The following is a 16937-nucleotide window of genomic DNA, read 5'->3' as shown; positions in this document are numbered from 1 at the left end:
TCAGCAAAGGTATTCTATCTTATTTTGTCTGTTTAAATTGTTTAAGTACCGTTAACTAAAAATTTTTACTTAGAGCTTTTCAAGGTATAATTAACTCCTAACATACTTCAAATTTTTGTTTGTTTTGGCTAGTTAAAAGAAACTTTTCTTGATGAGCAATGCCTAATAAAATTAGAGCAGGCCAGTAAAGATAAGCATATGCCTCAACATTGTCAGTAAATGTTCCCACTAGTAAAACTAAATAAATATAAAGCCCCAACTGTGCTGTCCGAGAATTTTTTGCTTTGAGCAAAAGGTCGATAAAACCCCAAATACCGGCAATGACAGCAGCTAAAAAGCCAACTAATCCGCTAGTGACTAACAAACCTAACCAAGTTTGATGACTGCCAACAGGCATGAAACCTACAGAAGTAGGACCTCTTTCAAAAAGAGTTCCGTGTCCCCAAATTGGAGCCTCTTGCCACAATCTTATTGCCATACGATAAATCTTTATTCTAGTATTAGTAGAACCGCCAGAGTTTTCTCGAAATGAGTTAAAAACTGCTTTAAAAAAAAGAAAAATTCTAGACATATCCGGTGATAATAATGCCAACGAAAAGCTGATTAATCCGAAAGCAAAATGCACTCTAGGACGAAGAAAATTAAGCAATAACCATACCGAAATCCCGGAAAAAGGAATTCCAATAATAACTGACCTCGACATAGTTGCCAATGCTATGACTGCAGTCCCAATCATACCTAAGCAGCGCCATTTTAAACTTGACTCTTGAGAAGCTATCCAAAAAAAAATACAAGCAGTACCTCCCAGAAAAGTTGGCCACGGTCCGAGAGTAAGATAGCGATAAGTACCTCCATTTAAAGTATCAAAAAGAGATATTGAGTAATATGGATCTCCACCCCCGAAAATTGCTAAAGGTGAAACATAACTGATTGCCGCAAGACCAGCCAAACTACCAATAAGATCTATTGCCCAAACTATCAAGCTTTGTAAACCAAAAATACAAACAGCACGATAAATCAACTGTGGTCGAATGGAGAGATGTCCGGCTAAAATAAATAGAGGGAAAAGCGCAAACGTTCTATACCATCGGTTAACTAAGGAAGCAATAAGTTTATTTAAACCTAATTCATGGTTTATGTGACCGATTGATATAGATATCCCTATTATCAATAAGGCGACTAAATATACTAAAGCTGGCATAGAGACGACATTTTTTTCCTGTCCAACATTCATCTCTGCTTGCTGCCACCATTGTTTGAGGAGATATACGACTAAAAAAGTTCCCAGCAAAGGCGCAACAACGTACGGCGCACCAAGAAAATAAATTGGATACATCAAAATAATGCAATACCAAACCAAGGTTTCTGGCAAATTTTGCGGCTTAATCGAATTTGTGGTCATTTTTTACCGGAGACTGAATTATTAGTGTGATTAAAGCTCGGTAGCAGATTTAGTTCGAGTTGTTTCTCTTCTTGATTTGCTTGCTGATTTTGGCGATCGCGCCACCAGAGTGACAATAATCCTGTAGTTAAGAAAAAGGAACTCATGAAGGAACCTAAAAGCACGAACTTAGTCTTCGGACTGCTAGGTTCTTTGGGTAGAGTAGGCTCGGTTACTATTTGAATCCGAGGATAAGAGGCAAAAATATCTAATTTACTTAAATTCAATTTAGTCATAGTAGAAGAAAAGACCGCTTCTGCAATTTGAACATCGCGCTGAAGATTAGCTAAAGTTGACTCTTGAGGAGACAAACTTGCCAGTCTATTTTCTAGATTTTTAATTTGTTGCTCTAATTCTCGAGCTCGATCTTCAAGACCTCGTTGCTGTGTTTGCTGTGAGATTAACTCTTGAAATAGAACTGCTCTATTTGAATCATCTGAACCACTGTTATTTAAACTCAATTGTTCTAAAAAAGACTGAGAAACAGATTTATTTAGCACAGACTGACCTCGTTGCACGAGTGACGACAAAGCTTCATTTTTTTCTGCTTGTTTGTCAATTACAATCGGATTAGCTGGTAAAAACTTGGATTCTAAATTAACTAACTCACCATTTATTCGGCTGTAATCGGACAAATATTGCTGAAATAGAGGATCGGACTGAAGCACAAAGGCATCAGCCGCTTCTCGAGCAGATAAACCCAGATTGACTGACAGCTCTTTTAAACTGGCATTTATTTGCTTGAATTCTGCTAAAGTTTCCGCTTTCTGTTGTCGCAAGTTTTCGATATTGGTCGATAAGTTTTGCATTTGTTCTCTCGAACTGACAGGTGCCAGAGCTTTATAGTCCGAAAGACGCTTTTGTGCTTCTTGCAACTGCCGTTTAGATGAATTGAGAGTAGTTTGCAATTTCCAGTCTTGTTGCTCGATTTCTTGTTTTCTTAGTCGATCTAATTTGGTTTCCAAAGCATTTTGAAAAGCTAATGCTTCTTCATGAGCTTTTTGAGGAGTTTCTCCTTCGATTGAAAACTCCATTAAAGTGGTGTTATCTACTATTTGAATTCGAGGCTTGCCTAATTTTTCAATCGGAACATGAAGTTGTTCTGCTGCTGCTGCTCGAACTTCTTTTGTATTAGCAAGAAATTTATAGTTTTCACGGGGATCGGAAACGTCGCTGTTGCTGAATGGAGAATCGGTTTGAGAAGAAGCATTGCCAATTTCTGACAAACTGACATTGGTAGAGCTTTCGCCTGTCGGAAGGCTAATTGCCCATTCGCTCTTATAGGTAGGGCTCTTTAGTATTAAATAGGCTAAAGCTCCAGTCCATAATAGAATATTTCCAATCAGCCATATACCCAAATAAAATTTCCAACTTCTACGAACAGAAAAATTTAACTCGTTTCCTGAATTTAGGGGGTTAGAAATTTTTAATGATGAACTTGGTGTATCTGCTTCTGATTTTATCGGCTTCGTAGGTTTGCTAACATTTGTCACTCGTAAATTTGAATTAGGTTCTGGTAGTGGAGTCACTATTTTGGGTAATAGTCCAGGACTAATTTGACTATAGCCTTTGTACGCAAAACGAATTGCATCTTTGATTTCAGCACCCGGCGTATTTTTTAGCAAGTAACCTATTGCCCCTGCTTGCATTGCGCGACTCACATATTTATCTTCATCGTGTATGCTCAAAACTATTGGTTTGATACTAGGGAAATTCTCAACGATAATTCTGGTCGCAGCTATCCCGTCTAAACCAGGCATTTCCATGTCAATGAGAACTATATCTGGTTGTAGAATTTCCGCTTGTTCGATCGCTGTTTGTCCATCACTGGCAGTTCCAATAACCTGCAAATCTGATGTTGACTCAAATATAGTTTTGAGCGATTCTCTAATAGTTTTTAGATCGTCTACTATTAAAATCCTAATCATAAAAGATTATTACCACTGGGAGAATAGGTTAACTTTGTAGAGGCAATATTTGTATAAGTAGCTAAATTCTCTTCGGTAATTTTATTCCAATTGTAGTGAGTTTTTACGTGTTTTTCGGCTTTTTCAGCCATCAACTGGAGTTCTAAAGAACTTTTTGTAGCTCGCTCCAAAAACCTGGCACATGAGTCCAAATTTCCTGCTTCAAATAACCAGCCTCTTTCAGAACCCAACAATTGCTGATGTGGTGGAATATTACTAGCTAATACCGGTACTTTTTCTTTCATTGCTTCTAGCATTGATAGTGGTAGGCCTTCTAGAGCAGAAGGTAAAACAAATAAACCTGATTGCCCGACTAATTCTGAAAGGCAACTCCCTTTGACCTCCCCTGTAAAAATGATGTTTTTATTATTTCTGGCTAATTTAAATAGCTTAGTTGTATATTGACTGGTATCGCTAGTGCCTCCAGCCAAGACTAATTTCCAGTTTGTATCCTTCAACAATTTATAAGCTTGAATTAATAGATCGGGTCGTTTTTCCGGTACCAATCGTCCTAAAAAGAGAAAATAAAGCTTGGGTTTTAAACCTAGAGACTGTAAGTAAGTTTCTTTGGGTTCTGATGTTAAATAGCTACCAGGACCATTAGGTATATAGGTTGTTTCAATGCCATAAGTTTCTTTAAAGTAAGATTGTAAATCTTTTGAAACTACCACTATCCGATCGGCATTTTTGACTGCAGCGTTTTCTCCCAAACGAATTAAAAACCTGGCAAATTTACCCCACTTATCTCGCTGCCAGTCTAGTCCCTGACAGGTAACTACAATTGCTGCTTTGGAAAACAGTTTGGGAATCCAAGTAAATAATGCCGGTCCTAAAGCGTGAAAATGAATGATATCGTACTTATTGAGAACTGAAGCGATTGCCCCACATGCCGAGTTTGTCAGTGCATCTAGACCTCTATAAGGCAAAGAAGGCAAAAAAATCACCCTAATACCTTTGTAATAATATTGCGTAAACCATGATGTTCCCACATAGCTCGACCTAGCAAAAAGATCGACAGAATGACCTCGTTCGACAATTTTTGGATATAGTTCTTCGCAGTAACGTTCGATACCACCTTGTTGAACGGGTAAACCTTTGGCACCAATTACAGCTATTTTCATGACTAAAAGTATTCTAAGAGGTGAATAAAACTGAATGGACTATGCTGCAGTAGAAGCTAAAGCCTTTTGTTGCCAGCGTTGCAGCATGGCTTGATAAACATCAGTTACTACCGTCTCAGCTCTAAATGGTTCCGCAGTACGGACACAGCTAGCAGCAGGATAATTCTCTGGATGCTGCAAAACTCGACCCAGAGCGTTTGCAATTGCTTGCGGGGTTCTTTCGTGACAAACAATACCACTATCAGCAGGGAGAAACTTGGGAACTTCCCCGCAATCAGTCATTACTAAGGGGGTTCCACAAGCAAGTGCTTCTAAGAGAACAATAGGAAGACCTTCATAAGTACTGCTTAATACAAAAGCACTACTTAATTTGTGTAAATCGGCTAATTTTTTTTGCTCTATTGCTCCAACCATAGTCACGCGATTTGACAATTGACAGCGACTAATCTCTCTTTGTATTGGTTCTGCCAACTCTCCATCTCCAGCAATCAGTAGATGAACATTAGGAGCGTTAAGGATAGCGAAAGCATTGATAAGTAAAAAAGGATCTTTTTGGGGATGCAGGCGACCGGCAAACAAAAGGAAACGAGTTTCTTCGGGTAAATTTAGCTCTCGTGCCAAAGCTTTTCGTTTTGCTTGCCTTTGTTCAGGAGCAAGCGGATAAAAAATTTCATCATCAACTGGGTTTCTTAAATATGCTATCCGCTCGCTGATTGAGGGATAACGATGCTGATAAAATTTAGCTGACTTGCTATGACAAAAATAAATTTGGTCAAATTGCTTAATTAGTCGTCTTTCAAGAGCAAAATAGCCGGCTGGAAAACGTTGCCAAAGAATCGCATTATTTCCGGCTATGGGATCCATTTGTTTCTGAATATCATTGTGAAAAAAAACAGATTTTTCTCCCAACCACTTAAAAGTAGTCACAGTTGGTTCAATTCCATGAAAGTGCATGAAGTCCGAAGCGAAGCTACGTTTCAATAGAGCTGCCATATATTTAAGAGTAGTGGGAACCAAATTGCGGACGTCGTCATCTTCTATCGCAATTAGGGGCATAAACTGAATTGAGCGATCGGCATATTCTCTTTCTTGCCATATACCGATACGGGAATTTGGCTCTCCCGTTCCTATCAGACGTAATTCAAATTCTTCTGGAGCATATTTAAGAAAAGAGCAGATAAAAGTTTGAATACCTCCTATATTGCTATGCCACGGATTAAATTGATAAAAAATTGTTAAAATTGGCTTACGCATTTTCAATTAAACATTATAGATGTACACCTACGACTGTTTGACTCAAGTGCAATGTTGTTTTTAGCTAAAGTTTTACTAATGTACTTTTTATACTTAATTTCGATTAAATTAAAAAAATAATGTAATAAATTCGATTAGATTAAATTAGTACAAAAACAAACAATATATAATAAGCGGTAATCTATATTTTCCTTGGGGCGCGAGCTTAATTTGACTCTATAAAATCATATGTTTTGTTTGTCTCAAATAATATAAGTTTTTCTCGAATTTGCGGTAATTTTAAAGTCAACCTTAGTTTTAAATTTACCTTTCAAGTATTAATCATTTAAGTTCATGGATTAGGGATGAAGTTAAATAAATATGGTCAAAAAAGAGCTTGAATTAAATATTCAAAAGAAAGGTTTAAATCAAAAGTTAGCTCGAATCGATGTTATCTACTCACATAACAACAAGTTTTTGTTTTGCTTGAAGAACTTTACCATGTTTTATAAAGTTTGTGAATGTTTTATTTTGAAATAGATAAAGTATGTATATTTTGTAAGCTTGTAGCTTGCTTATATTACAGTTTTAGACTTTAGACTGGAAAAAATATTATCGATCGCAATTACATTAACATATAGATTTGTTTATCTTCGTATAACTAATAACATTACATCAAATAACTAATAAGATTAAAATTTCAATATTTTACTTAGTTTTATGCAAGTAGAAAAAGCGCTTTTTTGGCTCATTTTTTGTGCCATTTGTATTAGTAGCTCTAGCAGAATTTTGCTCTGAATCGAAGCTTTAGCAGCCAGTTTAGAACTTAATAGACTATCGTCCAAGAAGAACAAGTGATAGCGCTTTGTCAAACCAACTTTTTCGCGTTGCTCCCGTTTAGCTGTTCGGGTCTTTCTTCACTTGCAGTTCCACTGATTCAACACGGGCATCAGTTGGTATGAGGATAAAACTAGTATTGTACGAGAAAGAGGTGGTGCATTTCTTCCTACCTACTCTTTGGCTCGCCCTCTCGCCAACTGCTAAACTCCCGATCGCTTTAGATCGCTACACCTCGAATCGTTCTTTACCTGCGAATTTCAAAACCTTCAAATTCTGCTCCATCGGTTACGCTTTCTACCTTCAAATTATTAACTACAGCAGATGATGGTCCCAACTCAGCCCATGTCAAAAGTTGGTCTACTTTCTCTGTTTCGCCGAAGGCGACAATTTCTACATCTCCATTTGTTAAGTTGCGCACGTATCCACTAACCCCAAGCTGTCTGGCTAGGCTCTGGGTAGACATTCTAAAACCGACTCCTTGCACCTTACCCGAAACTGTTGCCTTAATCTTCTTCATCAGTAATTTTTAAAACTAAATATACAGGCGATAGCCATACGATAAATAACTCGTTCTCATTAACTGTAGCGGAGTTAAGCTCATTTCCCTCTACAAAGGTGATGAAATTTTCAGTCATTTGTCATCAAGGATGACAAATGACTAAGGAGAATACCTGCGAGCAGTCTATTTCAAGCCACATAACTTACTTCCCAAACGCTGCTGACAAGAAGCTTTCTCATCAGGTTTTAAGTCTGCCATCTCGACATCCCGCCTCAGTACGATGCCGTTATGCGCGGTTAAGAAACGAGGTAACTTTTCCATGTCGATTAGTTGGAGAGTTTGCATATCGTAGGTAGTATAGGTAGACAGTGATGCGGTATCGAAGTCGATGTCAACTATAGAGAGGGTTTTTTGGGGTTGTAAACTACTATCAATTAGAGGTCTCATGCCAGAACCCAATATTCCCGTATGCAATAGCTGTAGCTTGCCGCGATGACCTGGATAGTAAGCATGATGATGACCACTAATATAAGTATGGACATTGTATCTTTCTAACATTGCTCGTAACTCTTCGGAGTTGTCCATCACTTCCCCAGGCTCGTCACGTCCTACTGCTACTCCATAAAGGGGTAAATGTCCCAGCAAAATTCGCATTTTTCCCTGTTGTGCTTGAGGATTAGCTAGAGTTTTTTCTACCCAAGCCAGCTTGTCGGCAGGAATATGACTCGAAGAACCATCCCAGACTAAGAAAAAGATTCCCCGAGCTTCGAAAGTGTAATAAAAAGGAAACTCAAAGCGATCGCCAAATTGTACTCCCGGATCGTGTTGGGGATTTTGCCAGTATGCCGCAGCTAAATCTCTCTCCTGCTGAAAGAGATATTGTCCTTCAACTCCCAAGGCACTCGAAGCATCGTGATTGCCAATAGTCAAACCAAAGGGTATTTTGTAACGCCGTAACGGAGCGGTCACGTGGTCGTCGAAAGCTGTCCACATTGCTTTAATTTCCTCAGTAGTAAGAGCGGGATTTTGACCCGCAACCATATCGCCACTGCACAGCACCAAATCTGGTTGCCAAAAAGGTAGTAACGCTATCGCTTTATCTACTTCGGGCTCGTAATCGGTAGCTCCGTAAACCCCATTAAGGTCGCTAATAACTGCGATTCTGACATCGCCGCGAGGGGGAGTGAATAGATCTTTACTGCCTACACTAGCCACAATCGCTGCCGTTTCAGGAGGTAGAGGAGCGGCAGTTGGTTTGTTTTCTGGCTGAATTAGAGGCGATCGCTCTGCTAAAGTCTCAGTAACTTTAACTTCGCCAGTTATCGTCTGAGTACAAGCAAAACTAATACTTAAGATAATTGCGATCGCGAATAGCTTTAAAAATCGCCATTTACTCATGTTTAGAGTGGTTCGAGCAAACTACAAAACAAACATCACCATATTCTCATAGTTTTTTAGAAGCAGAAAGGATTGAGACGAGCGATCGTATTTTAATACAAAATAAGACAGTAATATCCACAAAAAAAATCGTTTTTGTATAAATTGATAAACTTGGGGCTGATTTCCTTTAACTGCTGCAAGATAATGGTTTGCGCTGTTCACTATCATAGAGATAGTTTTTTTGTGTATTCATGGCATCAAAAGCAAACACGACTCCCTTGACAGCTAAAGTTTCAATTAAACTTCATCTACTTTGAAAACCGTAGTTTTCCTTCTTCGGGTTCGAGATGTTTCTTGACCCAAAGGCGATCGCTGACAGCAAGATGAAGTACGTCATTTAACAATTTAGTTATTGTGTCTAGAAATTCTTTCCTCTTAGTTGTATTACCCTTATTTAAGAATTTTTTGGCTTTCTTCCTCTTGTTCGAAGATGTTCGGCTCTTAACGCTTCTTGCCTCAATGTTTCTTGGCTCCGATTATGGCGATCGCACTTAACCTTCAACATTATTTTTGTTGGTTACTTCTTTTTTTGACTCTACTTCTTTTTGGTGTAAAACTCCCAGTTTTCAAACTGGACGTGGTTTATGTACTCATTCCATCGTAATTTCCGAACATTTATTTAAAAAGGATATTGTTCCGTTGAGGAAAAATTTTGCTCTAATTCGAGTTCCGTGTTTCGATTGGTATTAGTAGAATTAATCCGAGCGATGGAATTAAACCGAGCGAACATCCATACTCGTAGATATAGAAGCCCGCCTAATATAGCCAAAAATGCACATACACCAAGAGTTTTTCCAGAGGAACTTCGATGACTCCCACTACCACCACTTCTCGCAAAGCCGAAACTAGAGAGACTTCCACTGCTGCCCCTACTGAAATGCGCTGCTCTTGAAGATAAATAATTAATAGGCGAAATAACTCGACCAAAATAAGAATAAATAGAATATCAGCCGTAATTGCTTGGAAATCTAATGGTTCTAACAAGGAAAGAAACATCTCTCCCAAACGTATCAGCATTACACAAAACAGACCGATACATAGAGAGATTACAATAAAATCCTGAATCCTTTCCAAGTTTTTAACAATAGTATCTCGCTGCAATAAAGAGAGAAGTATTTTTCTTAACGAGCGATTAGTTGCCATAGCCAAATTATCGCGCTTAAACTAAGACTGAGAAGGATACAGGTAGCTAGGGGGAAATAAAAGATAAAGTTATCTTTTTGAATTAAAATATCTCCAGGTAAACGACCTAGAGGGAAGTTTTTAAGAGTTCCTCCACTGAGCCACAGCAGTCCTCCTAAAACTACAATTCCCACGCCGAGAATGACTAAAGTTTTACCAATTTCCGTAAGCATTTTAGTATCAGTTTTTAAAGTTAAATCAATTTAGACAATATTCGAGACAAACAATTTCACACTCACCTCGTCACCCCGTCAGCTTTCACCATCTCATCATGATGCAACGTCAAATTAATCATTAGCTGCCAGTTTCTTTTTCCACCGCAGGGACAGGAAGGAAGCAGTTTTTCTGCTATTTCAGTAACTAAAAGACTTATATCCCTCTTATGTCACTCTCCGAGTAGTAAAATAAAGGACTAGAAAAACAAAATTGCTAGAGAGTACATAGTGCAATGGATGTAGAGTTACAAATTCTCAAACATTTAGCCAGAGATGCACGACCGACAGTATCGGTGATTGACGAATATTGTAGCAGCTACAAAGACTTATTCCCTGAAGTAAGAAGTTACGAGTGTTTTAAGTACTTACATTTAGGAATTGTCTCACCAATTAAGAGAAAATCACTCCCAGAAATAGCGAAAATAGTAGGTATTAATTCAGCGCAATCACTACATCATTTTTTAGCTAAGTCCCCTTGGTCAATAATTGAGATTCGAAAACGAAGATTATCAAAAACACTTTCGGCATTATCAGGGAAGAAAATAACAGTAGTCATTGATGAAACAGGAGATAGAAAGAAAGGAAAAAAAACCGACTACGTAGCGCGGCAATACTTAGGAAGTATTGGCAAGATAGACCAGGGGATAGTTACAGTAAATAGCTATGGGATATACGACAATATTACTTTTCCTTTAATGTTGAAAGTTTTTAAACCGAAAGGAACATTAAAACCAGGGGATAAATATCAAACCAAGATTGAATTAGCTGCCGAAATAATCGAAGAACTAATAGATTTTGAGTTTGAGATTGAATTAGTATTAGCAGACAGTTTGTATGGAGAAAGCAGTTATTTCATACAGACATTAGACAAACCTAAATTGCCTTGGGTCTTAGCAATTAGGAATAATCACGGGGTTTGGATGCCTCATAATCAAAAAGTTAGAGCTAATAAATGGTGTGAATTTGAAAGAATTTTTAGTAATCAAAATTCAGAAATCAGATATGTTAGAGAAATTGTTTTTGGTCGCAGATGTTGGAGAACCTACTGGGAATTAACTACTAACCCCGAAACCATGCCAGAGAATTCTACATCCTTTGTTATGACTAATCTTACTGACAAAAGAAGTCAAATTAAGCAACGTCTTGGTAATCTTTATGGATTGAGAACCTGGGTTGAATATGGATTTCGACAGTGCAAACAAGAGTTAGGTTGGACAGATTACCGTTTCACTAAATTCGAACAAATTGAAAGGTGGTGGGAAATTATTTTCTCAGCTTACTGGATGATTAGCTCTCAAACAAAAGTGCTTTGTAGTCTCAATTATTCAGCAACTCACTCGAATTTTTCTGATGGTAAAGATGAGTTTGAGGCAAATTTTACTCGTCATCAACAGTGGTCTAATCAAGGTGGATGGAAAACTACTTTAAATAACCTTCGTTTAATTATTCAACCAATTACTTTACTCTGGTTAATTGTTCCCTGGTTAGACATTTTTCCCAATCGTCAGTTATTGTTGGGTTTTCATCAACTAATTGCCTTGATGAATCAATTTTCACCATACTTTCTCAGTGGATAAACTACGTTTCTACTATTTTTTATTTTCGGAGAGTGACAGAAGAGGGTTAATAATTACCGTGTTTTTAAAGTCCACGGTGCGTCCTTGGGAATCAGTTAATCTACCGTCATCGAGAATTTGCAGCATGGTATTGAACACATCGGGATGGGCTTTTTCAATCTCGTCAAAGAGAATTACCGCATAGGGACGACGGCGCACTGCTTCGGTGAGTTGTCCCCCTTCGTCGTAACCGATGTATCCTGGAGGCGCACCAATCAGACGGGCGACGGTGTGTTTTTCCATGTATTCGGACATATCGATCCGCACCATTGCTTCTTCAGTATCAAATAGATAAGCTGCTAGTGCTTTTGCCAGTTCGGTTTTACCTACACCAGTAGGACCGAGGAAAATAAAGCTAGCGAGGGGACGATTGGGATCTGCCAGTCCCGCACGAGAACGCTGGATGGCATCGGCTACTGCTGTAACCGCTTCATCCTGTCCGATAACGCGCTGATGGAGTTCTTCTTCTAGATGTAAGAGTTTTTCCATCTCTGACTGGACTAACTTACTAACGGGTATTCCAGTCCACTTAGCAATAATTTCGGCAATGTCGGCTTCGGTAACTTCTTCCCATAGTAAAGATTTACCATTGGTTTGGTTTTCCGCCAGTTGAGCCTCTGCTTCTGGTAGCTGTCGCTGGAGGTCGGTTAGTTTGCCATATTTTAGTTCCGCAGCGCGGTTGAGGTCGTAATCGCGTTCTGCCTGTAATATTTCCACATTAACGCGATCGATTTCCTCTTTAATGCTACGAATGCGATCGATGATTTCTTTTTCCGACTGCCATTGAGCATTGAGAGAGGCTTGTTCTTCTTTGAAGTTGGCTAGTTCTTGGTTAATTCTTGACAAACGCTCGGCAGAAACACTATCGGTTTCCTGTTTGAGAGACAGTTTTTCTATTTTCAACTGAAGAATCTTGCGGTCGATCTCGTCTAATTCTTCAGGTTTGGAAGTTATCTCCATTTTTAACTTAGCTGCTGCCTCGTCTACTAAGTCGATCGCCTTATCGGGCAAAAAGCGATCGCTAATGTAGCGAGTGGAAAGTACGGCTGCTGCCACTAAAGCCGTGTCGGAGATTTTGACTCCGTGGTGGACTTCATAGCGTTCTTTAAGTCCCCGCAGAATGGCAATGGTATCTTCAATACTGGGCTGGTCTACGTATACCTGTTGGAAACGACGTTCTAGGGCTGCATCTTTTTCGATATACTTGCGGTATTCATCGAGGGTTGTCGCACCGATACAGCGTAGTTCGCCCCTTGCCAACATTGGTTTGAGCAAATTACTGGCATCCATCGCCCCGCCAGTCGCCCCCGCACCGACAACGGTGTGCATCTCGTCGATGAACATGATAATTTGTCCTTGGGCTTCTTGGACTTCTTTGAGGACAGCTTTGAGCCTTTCTTCAAATTCTCCACGATATTTCGCCCCCGCAATCAATGAACCCATATCTAGAGCAACAATTACGCGGTCTCTTAAGGCTTCTGGTACGTCACCGCCGACAACTCGCTGTGCTAATCCTTCGACAATCGCAGTTTTACCTACCCCTGGTTCGCCAATTAAAACGGGATTGTTTTTAGTACGACGGGAGAGAATCTGAATGGTGCGACGAATTTCATCATCTCTTCCGATTACGGGGTCTAGTTTGCCTTCTTTAGCTAGCTGGGTTAAATCCCGTCCGTATTTTTCCAAGGATTGATATTTACCTTCGGGGTTTTGGTCGGTTACTTTTTGAGAACCGCGAATCTCTTCAATAGTAGTTTTAAGCTGATTTTCGCTTAAGCCAAATTCCTGTAGTAAAGCCTTAGCAAAGCGATCGTCTTTAACGAAACCCAAAACTAAATGTTCTATGGATATATATTCATCTTTAAACTGCTGGCGGTATTTTTCGGCACGGTCTAATAAACTATCCAAACTACGACCGAGTTACACAGAGCCAGCATTAGCTACTTTTGGTTGACTAGCATTAAAGGCTGCGGTTTTATCTCTCAACTGTTGTAGGTTGACTCCTGCTTTGGTAAAAATAGCACTCGCCAGTCCTTCTTGTTCCAGTAAAGACTGCATTAAGTGTTCGCTTTCAATCTGCTGTTGCCCTGCCTGTTTTGCCAGATCCGGAGTACGGGCGATCGCATCCCAGGCTTTTTCGGTAAATTTATTCGGATCTGTTGGTTGCATACTTGGTTCACCTCCTGTGGTTGTTGGCGTTGTGTTGTGATTAGATAGTTAGGATTGACTCGGAGAATAGTCCTCTAATCATTCAGCTACTTCTGTTTCTTCCTGTTCTTTTAATCCAGCCAGATATTCTATAAATGCCCAAGAACTAGGAAGAGTAATTACCTCTTTTATGGGAGTTCACCAGGAGAAATTCCTCCCATTCCTGCTAAAATATCGGCGATCGCTATTGAGCCTTCAACGTTGAACTTCTGATCGACTTAGAAGCATAACATAGTCCTACATCTTTTCAGATTGGTTTCTGCCTATTGTTTGGCAGGGAATTAGATATTTATTGCGCATTGTCAGATTGTTTTAGACAATGTGTTTTTTTATGCAGTCTACAGTAAGAATATATATAGTCAGGTTATTAACTAAATTACATTAATCTACTACCAATGGTTTTTACCGTTCCTAGTTCACATCCCGTCAATTTATCACAAGTTCGTTTGGAAATTCGCAATCTACAGTCGCAATTGACGGCATGGCGGCGCAAGCTCCATCAGCGACCAGAATTAGGCTTTCAAGAACGGCTGACTGCTGAGTTTATTGCCAATAAGCTACGGGAATGGCAAATCGACCATCAGACAAATATTGCTGAAACCGGTATTGTCGCTTCTATCATAGGCGATCGCCCCGGTCGAGTGCTGGCAATTCGTGCCGATATAGATGCTTTACCCATTCAAGAAGAAAACGAAGTTCCCTATCGTTCGCAATTCGATGGTAAGATGCACGCCTGCGGACATGATGGTCATGTGGCGATCGCTCTCGGTACGGCTTACTATTTGTCGCAACATCGCCAAGATTTTTCAGGAACGGTCAAAATTATCTTTCAACCAGCTGAAGAAAGCCCGGGTGGTGCCAAACCGATGATTGAAGCAGGAGTTTTACAAAACCCCGATGTGGATGCAATTATTGGCTTACACCTTTGGAATAATCTACCGTTAGGAACTGTAGGAGTTCGTGATGGCGCACTAATGGCAGCTGTTGAGTGTTTTCGTTGCACGATTTTCGGCAAAGGCGGACATGGCGCGATGCCCGACCAAACTATAGATTCGGTTGTAGTTGCCAGTCAAATTGTCAATGCCTTACAAACTATTGTTTCTCGTAACGTCAATCCCTTAGATTCAGCAGTAGTTACCGTGGGAGAACTTCATGCAGGAACTGCTTTAAACGTCATTGCCGATACTGCGAGAATGAGCGGTACGGTGCGCTATTTTAAGCCTAGTTTAGAAAACTATTTCGGAGAACGGATCGAGGCGATAGTTAAAGGAATATGTCAGAGTCACGGTGCGAACTACGAATTAGACTACTGGCGACTCTATCCTCCGACGATTAATGATGGAGCGATCGCTGAATTGGTGCGTTCCGTTGCCACTGAAGTAGTAGAAACCCCTGTGGGAGTCGTACCAGAATGTCAAACTATGGGCGGTGAAGATATGTCTTTCTTCTTAGAACAAGTACCTGGTTGCTATTTCTTTTTAGGTGCTGCCAATCCCGAAAAAGGGCTGGCATTTCCTCACCATCATCCGCGTTTTGATTTCGACGAAACTGCCTTGGCTATGGGAGTAGAAATTTTCGTGCGTTGTGTGGAGAAGTTTTTGAGTCGGGATTTAGGTGCAGTAATCGAAAATTAGACAAGGTTTGTTGTCAGTTGCAACAATGGTCATCAAAGTGGAGGCGAAAATATTTGCTACAAAAAAGCCTTGAATGAGAAACAGAAAAAATTATCACTTCTTAGTAAAGATAACCGAAAAATTATTAGCAGGCATGGCGATCGCTTCTTGTAAATCTAAGCCTTTCGAGTTAGCAACCTTCGCTACCTCTTCTAGATCTCGTACGCCCCATTGAGAATTTTGACTGCGTAAAGCCTCATCAAAACTAGCGTTACTGGGAGCAGTATGTTCTCCATGGCGTTTAAAAGGTCCGTATAAATAAAGAATACCTCCAGGAGGAAGAATCCTACCCGCACCAGCCATTAAGCCCACACAAGTCTGCCAAGGGGAAATGTGAATCATATTGATATTGACGATCGCTTTAACTGGCATTGCTAGAGCTTCAATTGCCCAGTGTGGCTGACTGGCATCGATATCCAACGGAACAGATAAGTTATTTACTCCAGTTTCTTCTTGCCAAGCAATAATACTTTTTTTTAATACGAGTTCGTTTTCGCTCGGTATCCAGCGACGAAGAGCAAAGTAAGGGGCGAAAAAGACGGCGTGTTCTCCCGTACCGCTAGCAATTTCTAAAATGTCGCCGTCAGCAGGCAAGACTCGCAACAAAACTTGTAAAATCGGTTCGCGGTTGCGTTGAGTGGCAGGAGCGTATTTTTTGGCATCCATGTTGGTAACAAAGCATAAACGACACTAGTATTCTGACAACTTTGAAATAATGGATAGAAAAAAAAGTTCGGAATTCGGAGTTCGGAGTTCGGACTTAGAAAGTCGAACCCTCATTTCTATCTTGACGGAGTACTAGTAAACAGAACGAAGTAGCCAGCCGATAAGAACTCCTAGAAAGACAAATCTTACCACTTGCCAAAACAGATCGGGTAACAAACAACTTTCTAGTTTAAACTCCAACTCTTCTAATTCTTGTTGAATTTGCCGCAGTTCCGTTTTGAGAGGTTGCTGTTGCTGTTTTAAACTTTGCTGCTGCTCGATGAGTTGCGATCGCCTGGCTGTATCTCGTTTTACTTGAGCATGGCGTTCGTTTAACTCAGATAGCGATCGCTCTACCTCTAGTAGTACGGTTTCTAATTGGCTATCCGGAGCGGAAGGAGATTCTGGAGATGACATCTTAAAATTAACAATAAAGCCCAAACTATTCGATATTAACTCATGTCTACCACAACTCCCCGCTCTAAAACCGAGCTACTAACTCAATTAACCGCAGAAGAATTAGCTCAAGCTTTAGCTGCCAAACTGACGATCGCCCATCAAGACTGGCATCGTCTTAAAGGCGATCGTCAGGCACAGGCAAAACAACAATTAGCCTCGGCTTTAGTTTTCCTACTCAAAGAACAACCAGAAACTGCTTTAGTTCACCTAAATCAGGCTGTGGGATGGTTGGAAGGTTCTCTAGCTTCCCCTCCCTGCCCAGATCGCCAACGTCGAGCTAAACAAAATAAATAAATTGCCATTAACCTTGCCATTTCCCAGATTTAAATTCAAGGTAA

At 40.0% G+C, this 16937-nt stretch carries 12 protein-coding genes and 2 pseudogenes; 3 read left to right on the top strand and 11 right to left on the bottom strand.

Annotation, left to right across the window (positions count from 1 at the left end):
• Nucleotides 1-97: 97 nt before the first annotated feature.
• The 8 genes and pseudogenes from ACLFKQ_RS01225 to ACLFKQ_RS01190 all read right to left on the bottom strand — a co-directional run bounded on the left by ACLFKQ_RS01225 (nucleotide 98) and on the right by ACLFKQ_RS01190 (nucleotide 9896).
• Nucleotides 98-1402, bottom strand: coding sequence for an O-antigen ligase family protein (locus ACLFKQ_RS01225; protein ID WP_448998108.1), 1305 nt, complete (start codon nucleotides 1400-1402; stop codon nucleotides 98-100).
• Nucleotides 1399-3369 carry a response regulator gene (locus ACLFKQ_RS01220; RefSeq protein ID WP_448998107.1) on the bottom strand — a complete coding sequence of 657 codons (1971 nt, stop codon included), beginning with the start codon at nucleotides 3367-3369 and terminating at the stop codon, nucleotides 1399-1401. The genes ACLFKQ_RS01225 and ACLFKQ_RS01220 overlap by 4 nt, the downstream gene beginning before the upstream one ends.
• Nucleotides 3366-4529 (bottom strand): glycosyltransferase family 4 protein, encoded by a 1164-nt coding sequence (locus ACLFKQ_RS01215; RefSeq protein ID WP_448998106.1) that lies wholly within the window; start codon nucleotides 4527-4529, stop codon nucleotides 3366-3368. Before ACLFKQ_RS01215 ends, ACLFKQ_RS01220 begins: the two co-directional genes overlap by 4 nt.
• Nucleotides 4530-4568: 39 nt before the next feature.
• Entirely contained in the window at nucleotides 4569-5783 is a 1215-nt protein-coding gene (locus ACLFKQ_RS01210) for a glycosyltransferase family 4 protein (protein WP_448998105.1), read from the bottom strand.
• 1063 nt (nucleotides 5784-6846) lie between these two features.
• Entirely contained in the window at nucleotides 6847-7119 is a 273-nt protein-coding gene (gene yccX, locus ACLFKQ_RS01205) for an acylphosphatase (RefSeq protein ID WP_448998104.1), read from the bottom strand.
• A 165-nt stretch (nucleotides 7120-7284) separates the two neighbouring features.
• A complete protein-coding gene (locus tag ACLFKQ_RS01200; protein ID WP_448998103.1) occupies nucleotides 7285-8499 on the bottom strand; it encodes a metallophosphoesterase family protein in 1215 nt (404 codons plus the stop codon).
• Nucleotides 8500-9160: 661 nt separating this feature from the next.
• Nucleotides 9161-9684, bottom strand: a pseudogene (locus ACLFKQ_RS01195) (phosphate-starvation-inducible PsiE family protein).
• On the bottom strand, nucleotides 9663-9896 hold the full coding sequence (locus ACLFKQ_RS01190) for a DUF2905 domain-containing protein (RefSeq protein WP_448998102.1): 234 nt from the start codon (nucleotides 9894-9896) through the stop codon (nucleotides 9663-9665). Before ACLFKQ_RS01190 ends, ACLFKQ_RS01195 begins: the two are co-directional and overlap by 22 nt.
• A gap of 275 nt (nucleotides 9897-10171) precedes the next feature.
• Here ACLFKQ_RS01190 and ACLFKQ_RS01185 point away from each other — a divergent pair, with 275 nt between their 5' ends.
• On the top strand, nucleotides 10172-11515 hold the full coding sequence (locus ACLFKQ_RS01185) for an IS701 family transposase (protein WP_448998085.1): 1344 nt from the start codon (nucleotides 10172-10174) through the stop codon (nucleotides 11513-11515).
• 48 nt (nucleotides 11516-11563) lie between these two features.
• Here the strand turns inward: ACLFKQ_RS01185 and ACLFKQ_RS01180 are convergent.
• Nucleotides 11564-13723, bottom strand: a pseudogene (locus ACLFKQ_RS01180) (AAA family ATPase); the annotation flags it as partial.
• A 434-nt stretch (nucleotides 13724-14157) separates the two neighbouring features.
• Here ACLFKQ_RS01180 and ACLFKQ_RS01175 point away from each other — a divergent pair.
• Nucleotides 14158-15396, top strand: a complete 1239-nt coding sequence (locus ACLFKQ_RS01175) for a M20 metallopeptidase family protein (RefSeq protein ID WP_448998101.1) — start codon at nucleotides 14158-14160, stop codon at nucleotides 15394-15396.
• 93 nt (nucleotides 15397-15489) lie between these two features.
• Here the strand turns inward: ACLFKQ_RS01175 and ACLFKQ_RS01170 are convergent, their stop codons facing one another.
• Complete coding sequence (locus ACLFKQ_RS01170; RefSeq protein WP_448998100.1) at nucleotides 15490-16101, bottom strand: DUF938 domain-containing protein; 612 nt, start codon at nucleotides 16099-16101, stop codon at nucleotides 15490-15492.
• 132 nt (nucleotides 16102-16233) lie between these two features.
• Nucleotides 16234-16557 (bottom strand): hypothetical protein, encoded by a 324-nt coding sequence (locus tag ACLFKQ_RS01165; protein ID WP_448998099.1) that lies wholly within the window; start codon nucleotides 16555-16557, stop codon nucleotides 16234-16236.
• A 42-nt stretch (nucleotides 16558-16599) separates the two neighbouring features.
• Between ACLFKQ_RS01165 and ACLFKQ_RS01160 the strand changes: the two genes are divergently transcribed.
• Complete coding sequence (locus tag ACLFKQ_RS01160) at nucleotides 16600-16893, top strand: DUF6439 family protein (protein ID WP_448998098.1); 294 nt, start codon at nucleotides 16600-16602, stop codon at nucleotides 16891-16893.
• Nucleotides 16894-16937 lie beyond the last annotated feature (44 nt).

The sequence above is a fragment of the Myxosarcina sp. GI1(2024) genome (genome assembly GCF_053543375.1).
This window is presented reverse-complemented; position numbering and strand designations above follow the sequence as displayed.